The organism is Streptomyces sp. Edi2 (genome assembly GCF_040253635.1).
In the GTDB taxonomy this organism is placed as follows: Bacteria; Actinomycetota; Actinomycetes; order Streptomycetales; family Streptomycetaceae; genus Streptomyces.
Window position 1 is genome coordinate 7,876,323 of record NZ_JBEJGX010000003.1, and the last position, 15,419, is coordinate 7,891,741.

At 71.6% G+C, this 15,419-nt stretch carries 13 protein-coding genes; all 13 read left to right on the forward strand.

Annotated features, from left to right (window positions below; translation table 11 throughout):
* The first annotated feature begins 545 nt into the window (after positions 1-545).
* The 13 genes from ABR737_RS37830 to ABR737_RS37890 all read left to right on the forward strand — a co-directional run bounded on the left by ABR737_RS37830 (position 546) and on the right by ABR737_RS37890 (position 15,418).
* Positions 546-2,351, forward strand: coding sequence for a DUF5941 domain-containing protein (locus tag ABR737_RS37830; protein ID WP_350257079.1), 1,806 nt, complete (start codon positions 546-548; stop codon positions 2,349-2,351).
* Positions 2,348-3,085 (forward strand): phosphocholine cytidylyltransferase family protein, encoded by a 738-nt coding sequence (locus ABR737_RS37835; protein ID WP_086720811.1) that lies wholly within the window; start codon positions 2,348-2,350, stop codon positions 3,083-3,085. The genes ABR737_RS37830 and ABR737_RS37835 overlap by 4 nt, the downstream gene beginning before the upstream one ends.
* On the forward strand, positions 3,073-4,134 hold the full coding sequence (locus ABR737_RS37840; RefSeq protein ID WP_350255683.1) for an iron-containing alcohol dehydrogenase family protein: 1,062 nt from the start codon (positions 3,073-3,075) through the stop codon (positions 4,132-4,134). The genes ABR737_RS37835 and ABR737_RS37840 overlap by 13 nt, the downstream gene beginning before the upstream one ends.
* Positions 4,112-4,891, forward strand: coding sequence for a CDP-alcohol phosphatidyltransferase family protein (locus tag ABR737_RS37845; protein ID WP_350255684.1), 780 nt, complete (start codon positions 4,112-4,114; stop codon positions 4,889-4,891). Before ABR737_RS37840 ends, ABR737_RS37845 begins: the two co-directional genes overlap by 23 nt.
* 23 nt (positions 4,892-4,914) lie before the next feature.
* Positions 4,915-5,787 carry a glycosyltransferase family 2 protein gene (locus ABR737_RS37850; RefSeq protein ID WP_350257080.1) on the forward strand — a complete coding sequence of 291 codons (873 nt, stop codon included), beginning with the start codon at positions 4,915-4,917 and terminating at the stop codon, positions 5,785-5,787.
* A gap of 78 nt (positions 5,788-5,865) precedes the next feature.
* Positions 5,866-6,795, forward strand: coding sequence for an ABC transporter permease (locus tag ABR737_RS37855; protein WP_350255685.1), 930 nt, complete (start codon positions 5,866-5,868; stop codon positions 6,793-6,795).
* The gene (locus ABR737_RS37860; RefSeq protein ID WP_350255686.1) at positions 6,788-7,591 is read left to right on the forward strand and encodes an ABC transporter ATP-binding protein; all 804 of its coding nucleotides are present in this window, start codon (positions 6,788-6,790) and stop codon (positions 7,589-7,591) included. Before ABR737_RS37855 ends, ABR737_RS37860 begins: the two co-directional genes overlap by 8 nt.
* A gap of 450 nt (positions 7,592-8,041) precedes the next feature.
* Positions 8,042-8,908, forward strand: a complete 867-nt coding sequence (gene hpnC, locus ABR737_RS37865; RefSeq protein ID WP_350257081.1) for a squalene synthase HpnC — start codon at positions 8,042-8,044, stop codon at positions 8,906-8,908.
* Positions 8,905-9,858 carry a presqualene diphosphate synthase HpnD gene (gene hpnD / locus ABR737_RS37870; RefSeq protein WP_502964438.1) on the forward strand — a complete coding sequence of 318 codons (954 nt, stop codon included), beginning with the start codon at positions 8,905-8,907 and terminating at the stop codon, positions 9,856-9,858. Before hpnC ends, hpnD begins: the two co-directional genes overlap by 4 nt.
* Before the next feature lie 100 nt (positions 9,859-9,958).
* Positions 9,959-11,416 (forward strand): hydroxysqualene dehydroxylase HpnE, encoded by a 1,458-nt coding sequence (gene hpnE / locus ABR737_RS37875; protein WP_350255688.1) that lies wholly within the window; start codon positions 9,959-9,961, stop codon positions 11,414-11,416.
* 53 nt (positions 11,417-11,469) lie between these two features.
* Complete coding sequence (locus ABR737_RS37880) at positions 11,470-12,534, forward strand: polyprenyl synthetase family protein (RefSeq protein ID WP_350255689.1); 1,065 nt, start codon at positions 11,470-11,472, stop codon at positions 12,532-12,534.
* A gap of 107 nt (positions 12,535-12,641) precedes the next feature.
* Positions 12,642-14,753: a squalene--hopene cyclase gene (gene shc, locus ABR737_RS37885; protein ID WP_350255690.1), complete on the forward strand. Its 2,112-nt coding sequence runs from the start codon at positions 12,642-12,644 to the stop codon at positions 14,751-14,753.
* Positions 14,753-15,418, forward strand: a complete 666-nt coding sequence (locus ABR737_RS37890; RefSeq protein WP_350255691.1) for a phosphorylase family protein — start codon at positions 14,753-14,755, stop codon at positions 15,416-15,418. The genes shc and ABR737_RS37890 overlap by 1 nt, the downstream gene beginning before the upstream one ends.
* The last annotated feature ends 1 nt before the right edge of the window (position 15,419 follow it).

Below are 15,419 nucleotides of genomic sequence, written 5' to 3' on the forward strand. Positions count from 1 at the left end.
GGTTCTTCGACGCCAAGTCTGCCCTAGCCGGGTCCGCATCACCGGCAGAGTGCGTGCGCGGCGCCACATGCCAGCGCGCCGCTCCTGCCGTGCGCCCGGCCGTGAGATGGTCCACACCCGCTGCCGCGCCCCGCACCCCCGATACGGACGGCGCCGCGCGTCCCCGTGACGGCGTCCCCGTGACGGCGGACCGCCCCCGGACCTGGGATGGCTCTCGCCACACCGGCCCCGGCACAACCCGCCCGCCCCGTGACCAGCCCTCTCATAACCGGCACCGGAGGGAGTGCCAGGTCCGCGGGCCAGTTGTTCATGGACCACCTGATCCACCATGATGATCGCGGCAGGCGCAGCCGTCGGTCACCCGATCGAGCGGTGAATGCGCGGTGAACGGCCGCATCCGGCGATCCGATAGCCTCTGCCGACGTGCCACCCCAGCCCACCGGGCGCCAGGTGTGCCACGCCCGCTGCCCGGGTAGTTCGTATCGAATGCGGATCGATCACGAACCGTCCGTGCTGCCTTGTCAGCATCCAAGGAGTGAGTTCGACTGTCGACCGCCATCCTCACCGGTCCGCCGGTCGCCGGGTCGCCGCTCGAAGCCGACCTGCGCACGCTGGGCTTTGACGTCCGTATTGCGGACGATGCCGCCTCCGCCGCCGAGCTGCTTGCCGCGGTGCCCGCCCAGGAGCGGGTCGCCGTCGTCGACCCCCGTTTCGTCGGCCATCTGCACACCCTGCGGCTCGCGCTGACCGACCCCCGCTTCCCCGCCGCGGCGGTGCCGGGCGCGCTCACCGCGCAGCCCGGGGCGCGCGCCGCGCTGGCCCGTGCGGTCGGCAGGATCCCGGTCGGCGCCGGCACCGCCCACCTCACGGATGTCCTCACCGACACCCTCACCGATTCCCTCGACCGCGAGGTGACCGGAGTGCACCGCGTCGAGCTCGGCAGCCTGGTCGCCACTGTCGCGCTCACCCCGGCGCAGCGCGAGGAGGCCCGGGAGGCCGTCGCCGCGGTCGACGACGAGGCCGTACGGCTGCGCACCGCCGTGAAGTCCCGCGACGGGTTCTTCACCACGTACTGCATCAGCCCGTACTCCCGCTACCTCGCCCGCTGGTGCGCGCGCCGCGGGCTGACCCCCAACCAGGTCACCACCGCGTCCCTGCTCACCGCGCTGATCGCGGCGGGCTGCGCGGCCACCGGAACCCGCGGCGGCTTCGTCGCGGCCGGCTTCCTGCTGCTCTTCTCCTTCGTCCTGGACTGCACCGACGGGCAGCTCGCCCGCTACTCCCTGCAGTACTCGACGATGGGCGCCTGGCTGGACGCCACCTTCGACCGGGCCAAGGAGTACGCGTACTACGCGGGCCTGGCCCTGGGCGCGGCCCGTGGGGGGGATGATGTCTGCGCGCTGGCGCTCGGCGCGATGGTCCTGATGACCTGCCGCCACGTCGTCGACTTCTCCTTCAACGAGGCGAACCACGACGCGAGCGCCAACACCAGCCCCACCGCCGCGCTCTCCGGCAAGCTCGACAGCGTCGGCTGGACGGTCTGGGTACGCCGCATGATCGTGCTGCCGATCGGTGAGCGCTGGGCCATGATCGCGGTGCTCACCGCGCTCACCACCCCGCGGATCGTCTTCTACGCCCTGCTCATCGGCTGTGCGCTGGCCGCCTGCTACACCACGGCAGGACGGGTGCTGCGCTCGCTCACCCGCCGGGCCCGCCGCACCGACCGCGCCGCCCAGGCGCTGGCCGATCTCGCCGACTCCGGGCCGCTCGCCGAGTTGATCGCCGCCGGGGCGCGCGGCCGCGGCCGGACCGGTTCCTACCTGGCGCCCGCTATGGCGTTTCTCTCGGCCGCCGTGCTGCTGGTCTGGGTGATCTTCCAGGACGACCCGATGTCCTGGCTCACCGTCGGCGTCGCCCTCTGCTCCGCGCTGCTGGCCGGTGCCGCCGTGTCCCGCCCGCTCAAGGGCGCCCTCGACTGGCTCGTGCCGCCCTTCTTCCGGGCCGGCGAATACGTCACGATTCTGGTCCTGGCCGCCCGTGCGGACGTCCCCGGAGCGCTGCCCGCGGCGTTCGGGCTGGTCGCGGCGGTCGCCTACCATCACTACGACACCGTCTACCGCATCCGCGGTGGCACCGGGGCCCCGCCGCGGTGGCTGGTCCGGGCAACCGGCGGACATGAGGGACGGATCCTTGTGGTCACCGTCCTTGCCGCCGCACTGTCCCCCTCAGGTTTCACAATCGCGCTGACGGCCCTTGCTGTGGCCCTGGCGCTGCTGGTGCTCATCGAGAGCATCCGTTTCTGGGTGTCCTCCCAAGCACCCGCCGTACACGATGAAGGAGAACCCGCATGATCGGCCTCGTGCTGGCTGCCGGCGCCGGACGGCGTCTGCGCCCCTACACCGACACCCTGCCCAAGGCCCTGGTGCCGGTCGACGGGGACACCACCATCCTCGACCTGACCCTCGGTAACTTCGCCGAGATCGGCCTGACCGAGGTCGCGATCATCGTCGGCTACCGCAAGGAAGCCGTCTACGAGCGCAAGGAGGCCCTGGAGCAGAAGTACGGCCTCAAGCTCACCCTCATCGACAACGACAAGGCCGAGGAGTGGAACAACGCCTACTCCCTGTGGTGCGGCCGTGACTCGATCAAGCACACCGTGATCCTCGCCAACGGCGACACCGTGCACCCGGTCTCCGTCGAGAAGACCCTGCTCGCCGCCCGCGGCAACGGCCAGAAGATCATCCTCGCGCTGGACACCGTCAAGCAGCTCGCCGACGAGGAGATGAAGGTCGTCGTGGACCCCGCCAAGGGCGTCCAGAAGATCACCAAGCTGATGGACCCGGCCGAGGCGACCGGCGAGTACATCGGTGTCACCCTCATCGAGGGCGAGGCGGCAGAGGAGCTGGCCGACGCCCTGAAGACCACCTTCGAGCGGGACCCCGACCTCTACTACGAGGACGGCTACCAGGAGCTCGTCAACCGCGGCTTCAAGGTGGACGTGGCCCCGATCGGCGACGTCAAGTGGGTCGAGATCGACAACCACGACGACCTGGCGAAGGGCCGTGACATCGCATGCCAGTACTGACCCGCCTCATTCCGTCCCCGGTCGTCGTTGACATCAACGCCGGCGCTCTGGACGACCTGGCGGGCCTGCTGGCCGATCAGCGCATCTCCGCGTCGGGCAAGCTCGCCATCGCGATCAGCGGCGGATCGGGGGCACGGCTGCGCGAGCGGCTGTCCCCCGCGCTGCCCGGCGCCGAGTGGTACGAGGTCGGCGGCGGCACCCTGGACGAAGCGATCAAGCTCGCCGACGCCATGAAGAAGGGGCACTACGACGCGGTCGTGGGCCTCGGCGGCGGCAAGATCATCGACTGCGCCAAGTTCGCCGCGGCCCGCATCGGCCTGCCCCTGGTCGCCGTCGCGACGAACCTGTCGCACGACGGCCTGTGCTCGCCGGTCGCCACCCTCGACAACGACGCCGGCCGTGGCTCCTACGGTGTGCCGAACCCGATCGCCGTGGTGATCGACCTCGACATCATCCGCGAGGCCCCGGTCCGGTTCGTCCGCTCCGGTATCGGTGACGCGATCTCCAACATCTCCGCGGTCGCGGACTGGGAGCTCTCCCACCGCGAGACCGGTGAGGCGATCGACGGACTGGCCGCCGCCATGGCACGCCAGGCGGGCGAGGCCGTGCTCCGGCACCCCGGCGGGGTCGGCGACGACGCCTTCCTCCAGGTGCTGGCCGAGGGCCTGGTCCTGACCGGCATCTCGATGTCGGTGGCCGGTGACAGCCGTCCGGCGTCCGGCGCCTGCCACGAGATCAACCACGCGCTCGACATCCTCCACCCCAAGCGCGCCGCGAGCCACGGCGAGCAGTGCGGCCTCGCCGCCGCCTTCGCCACGCATCTGCGCGGCGACAAGGAGACCCGTGACCTGATGGTCCAGGTGCTGCGCCGGCACGGCCTGCCGGTCACGCCGGGCGAGATCGGCTTCACGGACGAGGAATTCGTCGAGGTCGTCGAGTACGCACCCAAGACCCGCCCCGGGCGCTACACCATCCTCGAACACCTCGACCTGTCCACCGACCAGATCAGGGACGCCTACGCCGACTATGCACAAGCCATCGGTAGCTGAGCTCCGGCCGGTCGTTCACCCCCCGGGGGTGAAGGACCGGCGGAGCGGCGAGCACTGGGCCGGCCGGCTCTACATGCGCGAGCTCTCGCTGCGCATCGACCGCCACCTGGTGAACACGCGGATCACGCCCAACCAGCTGACCTACGTGATGACCGTCGCCGGCGTCCTCGCCGCCCCCGCCCTGCTGGTGCCGGGGATCCCGGGGGCCCTGCTCGGCGTGCTGATGGTCCAGCTCTACCTGCTGCTCGACTGTGTCGACGGCGAGGTCGCCCGCTGGAAGAAGCAGTTCTCCCTGGGCGGGGTGTACCTGGACCGGGTCGGTGCCTACCTGTGCGACGCTGCGGTGCTCGTCGGCTTCGGCCTGCGCGCCGCCGACCTGTGGGGCTCCGGGCGGATCGACTGGCTGTGGGCCTTCCTCGGCACCCTCGCCGCGCTCGGCGCCATCCTGATCAAGGCCGAGACCGACCTCGTCGGTGTCGCCCGTCACCAGGGCGGTCTGCTGCCGGTCAAGGAGACGGCGTCCGAGCCGCGCTCGTCCGGTATGGCGCTGGCCCGCAAGGCGGCCGCGGCGCTGAAGTTCCACCGCCTGGTCCTCGGGGTCGAGGCCTCCCTGCTGATCCTGGTCCTGGCGGTCCTGGACCAGGTCAGGGGCGACCTGTTCTTCTCGCGGCTCGGTGTCGCCGTGCTGGCGGGCATCGCGCTCCTGCAGACCCTGCTGCACCTCGTGTCCATCCTCGCCTCCAGCAGGCTCAAGTGACGGGAGCCGGTGTGGGTAGGAGCATGCGGCTCGGTGCGGTTGTCCTGACCATGGGCAACCGCCCCGAGGAACTGCGCGCGCTGCTGGACTCGGTCGCCAAGCAGGAGGGCGACCCGATCGAGATCGCGGTCGTCGGCAACGGTTCGCCGCTGCCCGAGCTCCCCGAGGGCGTACGGACCGTCGAGCTGCCGGAGAACGTCGGCATCCCGGCCGGCCGCAATGTCGGTATCGAGGCGTTCGGCCCCGGCGGCAGCGAGGTCGACGTCCTGCTCTTCCTGGACGACGACGGGCTGCTGGCCAGGGAGGACACCGCACAGCTGTGCCGGGAGGCCTTCGCTGCGGACCCCGAGCTCGGGATCATCAGCTTCCGGATCGCCGACCCGGACACGGGGGAGACCCAGCGCCGCCATGTGCCGCGACTGCGGGCCTCGGACCCTCTGCGTTCGTCGCGGGTCACCACCTTCCTCGGCGGTGCCAACGCGGTCCGTACGCAGGTGTTCGAGGAGGTCGGCGGGTTGCCCGACGACTTCTTCTACGCCCACGAGGAGACCGACCTGGCCTGGCGGGCGCTGGACGCCGGCTGGCAGATCGACTACCGGTCGGACATGGTGCTCTTCCACCCGACGACGGCGCCGGCCCGGCACGCGGTCTACCACCGGATGGTGGCCCGTAACCGGGTGTGGCTGGCCCGGCGCAACCTCCCCGCCGCGCTGGTTCCGGTCTATCTCGGTGTCTGGTTCCTGCTCACCCTCGCCCGCCGGCCCTCGCGACCGGCGCTGCGGGCCTGGCTGGGCGGCTTCAAGGAGGGCTGGGCGACCCCGAGCGGTCCCAGGCGCCCCATGAAGTGGGCTACCGTTTGGCGACTGACCCGACTGGGCCGCCCTCCCGTCATCTGACAAGCTCATATCTGAGAGCATCAGGCGCGAACCGGGGCGTGGCCCCGGCAGCGCACCTTGAGGACGAAAGTGTCAACTGTGAGCGAGACCACGCACGACGGTGCGGTCGCCATGAGTGCCCCGCCATCTTCCGATGACGGGCTCACGCCTGCCCAGCGGGCCCAGAAGTACGGGCTCTCGCAGAGCGGGGCCCGTCCCTCGCTGCCGGAGTACGTCCAGCAGCTGTGGGACCGGCGGCATTTCATCTCCGCGTTCGCCGGCGCCAAGCTGACGGCGCAGTACAGCCAGGCCAAGCTGGGCCAGGTCTGGCAGGTGGCCACACCGCTGCTGAACGCGCTCGTGTACTACCTGATCTTCGGTGTGCTGATCGGCACGAGCCGGGGCGTCCCCGACTTCGTCCCGTTCCTGGTGACCGGTGTCTTCATCTTCACCTTCACCCAGAGCTCGGTGATGGCCGGTACGAGGGCGATCTCCGGCAACCTCGGTCTGGTGCGGGCGCTGCACTTCCCGCGGGCCTGTCTGCCGATCTCGTTCTGCCTGATGCAGCTGCAGCAGCTGCTGTTCTCCATGGGCGTGCTGGTGATCATCCTGCTCGGCTTCGGGCAGGTCCCGACCTGGTCGTGGCTGCTGGTCGTGCCGGCGCTGACGCTGCAGTTCGTCTTCAACACGGGCCTGGCGATGGTCATGGCGCGGATGGGGGCGAAGACGCCGGACCTGGCGCAGCTGATGCCCTTCATCATGCGGACGTGGATGTACGCGTCCGGCGTGATGTTCAGCATCGACCTGATCCTGAAGGGCAAGCACGTCCCCGCCTTCGTGGAGGTCCTGCTCAACGCCAACCCGGCCGCCGTCTACATCGACCTGATGCGTTTCGCGCTGATCGACAGCTTCACCTCCGCGAAGCTGCCCCCGCATGTGTGGGCGTTCGCCGGCGGCTGGGCGCTGCTGATGGGCGTGGTCGGCTTTGTGTACTTCTGGAAGGCTGAGGAGCGGTACGGACGTGGCTGAACAGAAGAACGGCATCGAGCCGGCCGAGGCCGCCGAGGCCCGTATCCCGACGGTGATCGCGGATGATCTGCACATCGTCTACCGGGTCTACGGCACCGGCGCGGGCAGGGGCAGTGCCACCGCGGCGCTGAACCGCATCGTCCGCCGCAAGCCCTCGTCGGGTGTGCGCGAGGTGCACGCGGTCAAGGGCGTCTCCTTCACCGCCTACCGCGGCGAGTCGATCGGCCTGATCGGCTCCAACGGCTCGGGCAAGTCGACGCTGCTCAAGGCGGTGGCCGGGCTGCTGCCCGCCGAGCGCGGCAAGGTCTACACCCACGGCCAGCCCTCGCTGCTGGGCGTGAACGCGGCCCTGATGAACGACCTGACCGGCGAGAAGAACGTCCTGCTGGGCGGCCTGGCCATGGGCATGAGCCGCGAACAGGTCCGCGAGCGCTACGACGGCATCGTCGACTTCTCCGGCATCAACGAGAAGGGCGACTTCATCTCGCTGCCGATGCGCACCTACTCCTCCGGGATGGCGGCCCGGCTGCGGTTCTCCATCGCCGCGGCCAAGGACCACGACGTGCTGATGATCGACGAGGCCCTGGCCACCGGCGACCGCAGCTTCCAGAAGCGCTCCGAGGCCCGCATCCGCGAACTGCGCAAGGAGGCCGGCACCGTCTTCCTCGTCAGCCACAACAACAAGTCCATCCGCGACACCTGCGACCGGACCCTGTGGCTGGAGCGCGGCGAGCTGCTGATGGACGGCCCGACGGACGAAGTGATCAAGGCGTACGAAAAGGAGACGGGCAAATAGTCCGTCCCGCACCCGAAGGCCTCCGTGAGTCCGCCTCGCGGGGGCCTTCGAGCGTGACGAAAAGGTCAACTCCGTTGACACCTGGAACAGTTCGGGCGTAATGGATGTTGACGGGATGGTTGCCCCGGGCTTCGGTACCCCCTCGGACGCGGGTGAGGTGTACGGCGTAAGCTGTACGGGTGCCGAACGGCACAAGTGGGATATGTCGGGCAATGCTCGCCCAAGCGGGTGAAGCGGGCTCGATCAGGGCGTGGCGTCGAGTGCGGCGTGTCCGAAATGGGATGTTTTGGCTTGGCGGTGTAGAACGGGAGACGTGACGGCAATGGCTACTGGTTCGCTCCGGCACCGGAATGCGCCGGGCAGTCCCCGGTGAGCCGAGACGACGAGCAGGCGCGTCGCGCCTTCCTCCGGAGGGGGGCGGCAGGTGACGGACGGGAGCAGACGCGCACCGTGCTCGAACAGGCCGCACACGAGAACTTCCCCGTCGCACCGTTCTTTCTGCCCCGTGCCTGGCGGACCGATCTGATGGCCGTCTACGGCTTCGCCCGGCTCGTCGACGACATCGGTGACGGCGATCTCGCACCCGGCGGCGGCGATGCCGTACTCCTCGGGCTCGACCGCGCACAGTACGACGACCGGCCCGCGCTGCTGGACGCCCTCGAGGCGGACCTGCGCCGCGTCTTCAGTGACCGCGCCCCCGGCCCCGGGCATCCGCTGTTGCGCCGCCTCGGCCCGACCGTCCGCCGCTGTGGGCTGACCCCGGGGCCGTTCCTCGATCTCATCGAGGCCAACCGGCAGGACCAGCGGGTGAGCCGCTACGGCACCTACGGCGACCTGGCCGCCTACTGCGAGCTCTCCGCCAACCCCGTCGGCCGCCTCGTCCTCGCCCTCACCGGCACCGCGAGCCCCGAACGCATCCGCCACTCCGACGCGGTCTGCACCGCCCTCCAGATCGTCGAACACATCCAGGACGTGGCCGAGGACCTGGGGCGCGACCGCATCTACCTGCCGGCCGAGGACAGGAAGCGCTTCGGTGTCGACGAGGCCGATCTGGCCGCGCCGAGCGGGGGCGCATCGGTGCGCGCGCTGATCGCTTACGAGGCCGAACGCGCCCGTGAGCTGCTGCGTGAAGGCACCCCGCTGGTGGGTAGCGTCCACGGCAGACTCAAGCTGCTGCTGGCCGGTTTCGTGGCCGGCGGACGCGCTGCACTCCAGGCGGTCGCGGCCGCCGATTACGACGTACTCCCTGGACCGCCCAAGCCGACCAAGCTCAGCCTGCTGCGCGAGGTAGGGGCGACATTGCGAAGAGAGGGGTGAGTCGGACCGTGGAGGCAACCGCACACGCGTCCGCGCCGGTGCTCGCTGCGTACCGCTACTGTGAGGCCGTCACCGGGCAGCAGGCACGGAACTTCGCCTATGGCATCCGGCTGCTGCCGGCCGACAAGCGGCAGGCCATGTCGGCGCTCTACGCCTTCTCCCGCCGGGTCGACGACATCGGCGACGGCACCCTGGAACCCACCGACAAGCAACGCCGCCTGGAGGACACCCGGGCGGTGCTGGCGCGCATCAAGGACGGCCGGATCGACGAGGACGACACCGACCCGGTGGCCGTCGCGCTGTCCGACGCAGCCCGCCGCTTCCCGCTGCCGCTGGAAGGGCTCGACGAGCTGATCGACGGCGTGCTGATGGATGTGCGCGGCGAGACCTACGAGACCTGGGACGAGCTGCGGGATTACTGCCGCTGCGTCGCCGGCGCCATCGGCCGGCTCTCGCTGGGCGTGTTCGGCACCGTCCCGGGCGCGCCGGACGCCGAGCGCGCCTTCGAGTACGCCGACACCCTCGGCCTGGCCCTGCAACTCACCAACATTCTCCGGGACGTTCGCGAGGACGCCGGGAACGGCCGTACGTACCTCCCCGCCGAGGACCTTGCCAAGTTCGGCTGCGCGGCGGGCTTCGAGGGGCCCGTGCCGCCGCCCGGCTCCGACTTCACCGGCCTGGTGCACTTCGAGGTGAAACGTGCCCGCGCGCTGTTCGCCGAGGGGTTCCGGCTGCTGCCGATGCTCGACCGGCGCAGCGGCGCCTGCGTGGCCGCGATGGCCGGCATCTACCACCGGCTGCTGACCCGGATCGCCGCCGACCCCGAGGCGGTGCTGCGCGGCCGGGTCTCGCTGCCCGGCAGGGAGAAGGCCTTCGTCGCGGTGCGCGGGCTCTCCGGGCTCGACGCGCGGGCGATCGGCCGGCGGGAGTCCGTGCGGAGGCGCGGATGATGCGCCGGGCGGCGAACGACAGCGGTGATCCCGCTTCACTGCGGCGGGCAACCCTCCCCGGGCAGGCTGCGTCCCTCACAGCAGCACGGGGGGAGACCACATGACATCGGGAGCCAGGCGGCCCGGCCTGCGGCACGACCTGCCGTCCGGCCGTCCCGCAGGGGCGGCGGCGGTGGTGATCGGCGGCGGGCTCGCGGGCACCACGGCGGCGCTCGCGCTGGCCGACGCGGGGCTGCGGGTCACCCTGGTCGAGGGCCGGCCCCGGCTCGGCGGACTGGTCTTCTCCTTCCGCCGCGAGTCCGGCGCCGGGGAGCTGACCGTCGACAACGGCCAGCATGTCTTCCTGCGCTGCTGCACCGCCTACAGCCGGCTGCTGGAACGGCTCGGCGCCGCGCACCTGGTGCCCCTGCAGGACCGGATGGACGTACCCGTCCTCGACGCCGACCGGATGCGGCTCGGCCGGCTGCGCCGCACGGCGCTCCCCGTACCGCTGCACCTCGCCGCGAGCCTGGCCGGCTACCCGCACCTCTCGCCCGCCGAGCGCGCCGCGGTCGTCCGCGCCACCCTCGCGCTGAAGGGCCTCGACCCGGCCGACCCCGCCCTGGACCGGCAGGACTTCGGCAGCTGGCTGCGCCGCCACGGCCAGTCCGCCCGCGCCGTCGAGGCGCTGTGGGACCTGGTCGGCATCGCGACCCTCAACGCCCCTGCCGGGGACGCCTCGATGGGCCTGGCCGCCAAGGTCTTCAAGACCGGACTGCTCTCCGCTCCCGGTGCCGCCGACATCGGCTGGGCCCGGGTCCCGCTCGGCGACGTCCACGACGACCTGGCCCGCACGGCCCTGGAGAAGGCCGGTGTCCGCATCGCCCTGCGCACCCGCGCCGGGGCCCTCGCCCGCCGCGATGACGGCTGGCAGGTCACGGTGGAGAAGGGGCCGCACGACAGCGAGCAGCTGACCGCCGACACCGTCGTCCTCGCCGTACCGCAGCGCGAGGCACACGCCCTGCTGCCCGACGCGGCGCTGGACGCCAAGGACCGGCTGCTGGACATCGGCACGGCCCCCATCCTCAACCTCCATGTCGTCTACGACCGCAAGGTGCTGCGCCGCCCCTTCTTCGCCGCGCTCGGCTCCCCGGTCCAGTGGGTCTTCGACCGCACCGATGCCTCGGGGCTGACGGGCCTTCCCGGCCAGGAGCGCAGCCAGTATCTGGCGGTCTCGCAGTCCGCGGCGCAGGAGGAGATCGACCAGCCGGTCGCCAAGCTCCGCGCCCGTTACCTGCCCGAGCTGGAGCGGCTGCTGCCCGCCGCCCGCGGCGCCAGGATCCACGACTTCTTCGTCACCCGCGAGCGCACCGCGACCTTTGCGCCCGCCCCGGGCGTCGGCAGGCTCCGCCCCGCCGCCCGCACCCAAGCCCCCGGCCTGTTCCTGGCCGGTGCGTGGACCGCCACCGGGTGGCCCGCGACCATGGAAAGCGCTGTGCGCAGCGGCACTGCCGCCGCTCGCGAGGCACTCAGCGAACTCGGCTTCCCTCAGGGCCAGTTGCCTCAGGAGGCGGCATGACGACGCGTACGAGCGCTCCCACGAGCACGAGCACCGGAAACAGAGGAGAAACCGTGAATCCGGCTTCCCCAGCTATCGACACCGAGAGCGTCACCGCGCTGCTGGAGCGCGGGCGGACACTCGCCACTCCCGTGCTGCGTGCCGCCGTGGACCGGCTCGCTCCTCCCATGGACACCGTCGCCGCCTACCACTTCGGATGGATCGACGCCGAGGGCCGCCCCACCACGGGCGACAGCGGCAAGGCCGTACGGCCCGCGCTCGCCCTGCTGTCGGCCGAGGCCGCCGGCGCGGCCCCCGAGACCGGTATCCCCGGCGCGGTCGCCGTCGAGCTGGTGCACAACTTCTCGCTGTTGCACGACGACCTCATGGACGGCGACGAGCAGCGCAGGCACCGCGACACCGTCTGGAAGGTGCACGGTCCCGCACAGGCCATCCTCGTCGGTGACGCGCTGTTCGCCCTCGCCAACGAAATACTGCTGGAGCTCGGCACGGTCGACGCCGGCCGGGCCACCCGCCGGCTCACCCAGGCCTCCCGCAAGCTGATCGACGGTCAGGCCCAGGACATCTCCTACGAGCACCGCGAGCGGGTCACCGTCGAGGAGTGCCTGGAGATGGAGGGCAACAAGACCGGCGCACTGCTGGCCTGTGCCGTCTCCATCGGTGCGGTGCTGGGCGGCGCCGACGACCGCACCGCCGACACCCTGGAGCGGTACGGCTACCACCTCGGCCTCGCCTTCCAGGCCGTGGACGATCTGCTCGGCATCTGGGGCGACCCGGACGCCACCGGCAAGCGGCCCTGGAGCGACCTGCGCCAGCGCAAGAAGTCGCTGCCGGTCGTCGCCGCGCTGGCCGCCGAAGGCCCGGCCGCCGAGCGGCTTGCCCGGATCCTCGCCGAGGACGCGAAGAAGAGCGAGACCGAGATCGCCGACTTCACCGAGGAGGAGTTCGCCTCCCGCGCGGCCCTCATCGAGGAGGCCGGCGGCCGCGAGTGGACCTCCCAGGAGGCGCGCCGCCAGCACGCCACCGCCATTGCCGCCCTGAACGAGATCGAGATGCCGGAAAAGGTCCGCGCACAGCTCGTCGCACTCGCGGACTTCGTCGTTGTCCGGGAGAGATGAGCACCAGCGACACCGAATAGATCGCAGTCGCCGGCCGGCGCCAGCCAGGCGCCGGCCGACGGAATCCCTGAGCACGCTTTGCACAGTTCACTGCAGAAGGGGAAGCCATGACAGCGACGACCGACGGAAGCACCGGGGCGCTGCCGCCCCGGGCCCCCTCGGCCAGCGACGCCACCGCTGAGACAGCCGGAACCGCTCCACCCACGCGCACCGCCGCAGCCACGGACACGGCGGACGCCGCCCGGCGTGCGACCGCCCGCGCCACGGACTATCTGCTCTCCGTGCAGGACCCCACCGGATGGTGGAAGGGCGACCTCGAGACCAACGTCACGATGGACGCCGAAGATCTGCTGCTCCGTCAATTCCTGGGCATCCAGGACCCGGAGCTCACCGAGGCCGCGGCCCGTCACATCCGCGGCGAGCAGCGCGCGGACGGCACCTGGGCCACCTTCCACGGCGGGCCCGGTGAACTCTCCACCACCATCGAGGCCTATGTCGCCCTGCGCCTCGCCGGCGACGCCCCGGACGCTCCGCACCTGGCCAAGGCCTCCGCATGGGTACGCGAACAGGGCGGAGTCGCCGCGGCCCGGGTCTTCACCCGCATCTGGCTGGCCCTCTTCGGCTGGTGGAAGTGGGACGACCTGCCCCAACTCCCGCCGGAGCTGATCTATTTCCCCGCGTGGTTCCCGCTCAACATCTATGACTTCGGATGCTGGGCGCGGCAGACCATCGTGCCGCTGACGATCGTCTCGGCGAAGCGCCCGGTGCGCCCGGCGCCGTTCGCCCTCGACGAGCTGCACACCGACCCGCAACGGCCCAACCCGCCGCGGCCGCTCGCCCCCGCCACCAGCTGGGACGGGCTCTTCCAGCGCCTGGACAAGGCGCTGCACCTCTACCGCAAGGTCGCCCTGCGCAGGCTGCGCGGCGCCGCGATGCGCTCCGCCGCCCGCTGGATCATCGAGCGGCAGGAGAACGACGGCTGCTGGGGCGGCATCCAGCCCCCCGCCGTCTACTCCGTCATCGCCCTGCACCTCCTCGGCTACGACCTCGACCACCCCGTGCTGCGCGCCGGCCTGGCCTCTCTCGACCGCTTCGCCGTGTGGCGCGAGGGCGGTCCCGCCGGGCCTGACGGCCAGGGTGGCGGTCCCGCCGGGCCTGACGGCCAGGGTGGCGGTCCCGCCGGGCCTGACGGCCAGGGTGGCGGCCCCACCCGGATGATCGAGGCCTGCCAGTCCCCGCTCTGGGACACCTGCCTGGCCACCATCGCGCTCGCCGACGCCGGGCTGCCCGCCGGCCACCCGCGGCTGCTCAAGGCCGTCGACTGGCTGCTCGCCGAGCAGATCCGCCGGCCCGGCGACTGGAGCGTGAAGCGGCCCCAACTCCCCTCCGGTGGCTGGGCGTTCGAGTTCGAGAACGACAACTATCCGGACATCGACGACACCGCCGAGGTGGTGCTCGCGCTGCGCCGGGTCGAGCACCCCGACCCGCAGCGGGTCGACGCCGCGGTGGACCGCGCGGTGCGCTGGATCTTCGGGATGCAGTCCAAGGGCGGGGGCTGGGGCGCCTTCGACGTCGACAACACCAGCCCGTTCCCCAACCGGCTGCCGTTCTGTGACTTCGGGGAGGTCATCGACCCGCCGTCGGCCGATGTCACCGCCCATGTCGTCGAGATGCTGGCCGATGTCGGCCGTACCCACGACCCGCGCACCCGCCGCGGCATCGCCTGGCTGCTGGCCGAACAGGAGCCCAGCGGCGCCTGGTTCGGCCGCTGGGGCACCAACTACCTCTACGGCACGGGCTCGGTGCTCCCCGCGCTCGCCGCGGCGGGCATCCCCGCCTCGCACCCCGCGGTGCGCCGGGCGGTGCGCTGGCTGGAGCAGGTGCAGAACGACGACGGCGGCTGGGGCGAGGACCAGCGCTCCTACCAGGACAAGGAGAAGTGGGCCGGGCACGGCGCCTCGACCGCCTCCCAGACCGCCTGGGCGCTGATGGCGCTGCTCGCGGCCGGGGAACGGGACAGTGCGGCGGTACGGCGCGGAGTGCGCTGGCTGACCGCGACCCAGCGCGAGGACGGGTCCTGGGACGAGCCGTACTTCACCGGCACGGGCTTCCCCTGGGACTTCTCCATCAACTATCACCTCTACCGCCAGGTCTTCCCGCTGACCGCCCTGGGACGCTACCTGGGCGGGGGACCGGCCGGCCTGCCGGTGAGGGCCTGATGCCACGTCCCCCGGCGGACGCGGACCCGCCCCTGCTGGTCGCCTGTGCGCTCGGCATCGAGCGGTTCGCGCTGCGCGGCGGTGACCGCGGGGGAGCGGCGCGCGGGGACGGTCCGCAGTTGGTCACGCTCCGTACCGGCATGGGCCCCCAGGCGGCCGAACGCGCCCTCGCCCATGCGCTGAGTGCGGGCGCGGTCACCGAACGTTCCCCCGTCGTCGCCAGTGGTTTCTGCGCCGGCCTCGCGCCCGGGATGCGCCCCGGGGACGTGGTCGTCGCCGAGGCCACCCGCGATCACCACGCGGATGCGCCGGAAACGCTCTGTCACGACAACGGCCCGCTGCTCCGGGCGCTGCGGCAGCGGGGGCTGACCGTGCACACCGGGCTGCTGCGCGGCTCCGACCACGTCGTACGCGGTGCGGAGCGGGCCGCGCTGCATGCCGCCGGTGCGGTCGCGGTGGACATGGAATCCGCCGCGACCCTCCGGGTGGCCCGGCGCGCCGGGATCCGTCCGGTTGCGGCCGTCCGGGTGGTCGTGGACGCTCCAGAACATGAACTCGTACGCATCGGCACGGTGCGCGGTGGAATATCGGCCTTCCGCGTGCTGCGCTCCGTACTTCCCGTTTTCTACGAATGGCACCGTTCTTTGCTGCTCCCCTGGAGGTGAG

Bases quoted from the DNA above. Each gene is read 5' to 3' on its own strand.
- ABR737_RS37850 (WP_350257080.1), top strand. From the start codon at position 4,915: ATGCGGCTCGGTGCGGTTGTCCTGACCATGGGCAACCGCCCCGAGGAA.
- ABR737_RS37835 (WP_086720811.1), top strand. From the start codon at position 2,348: ATGATCGGCCTCGTGCTGGCTGCCGGCGCCGGACGGCGTCTGCGCCCC.
- ABR737_RS37890 (WP_350255691.1), top strand. From the start codon at position 14,753: ATGCCACGTCCCCCGGCGGACGCGGACCCGCCCCTGCTGGTCGCCTGT.
- ABR737_RS37840 (WP_350255683.1), top strand. From the start codon at position 3,073: ATGCCAGTACTGACCCGCCTCATTCCGTCCCCGGTCGTCGTTGACATC.
- shc (WP_350255690.1), top strand. From the start codon at position 12,642: ATGACAGCGACGACCGACGGAAGCACCGGGGCGCTGCCGCCCCGGGCC.
- ABR737_RS37845 (WP_350255684.1), top strand. From the start codon at position 4,112: ATGCACAAGCCATCGGTAGCTGAGCTCCGGCCGGTCGTTCACCCCCCG.
- hpnE (WP_350255688.1), top strand. From the start codon at position 9,959: ATGACATCGGGAGCCAGGCGGCCCGGCCTGCGGCACGACCTGCCGTCC.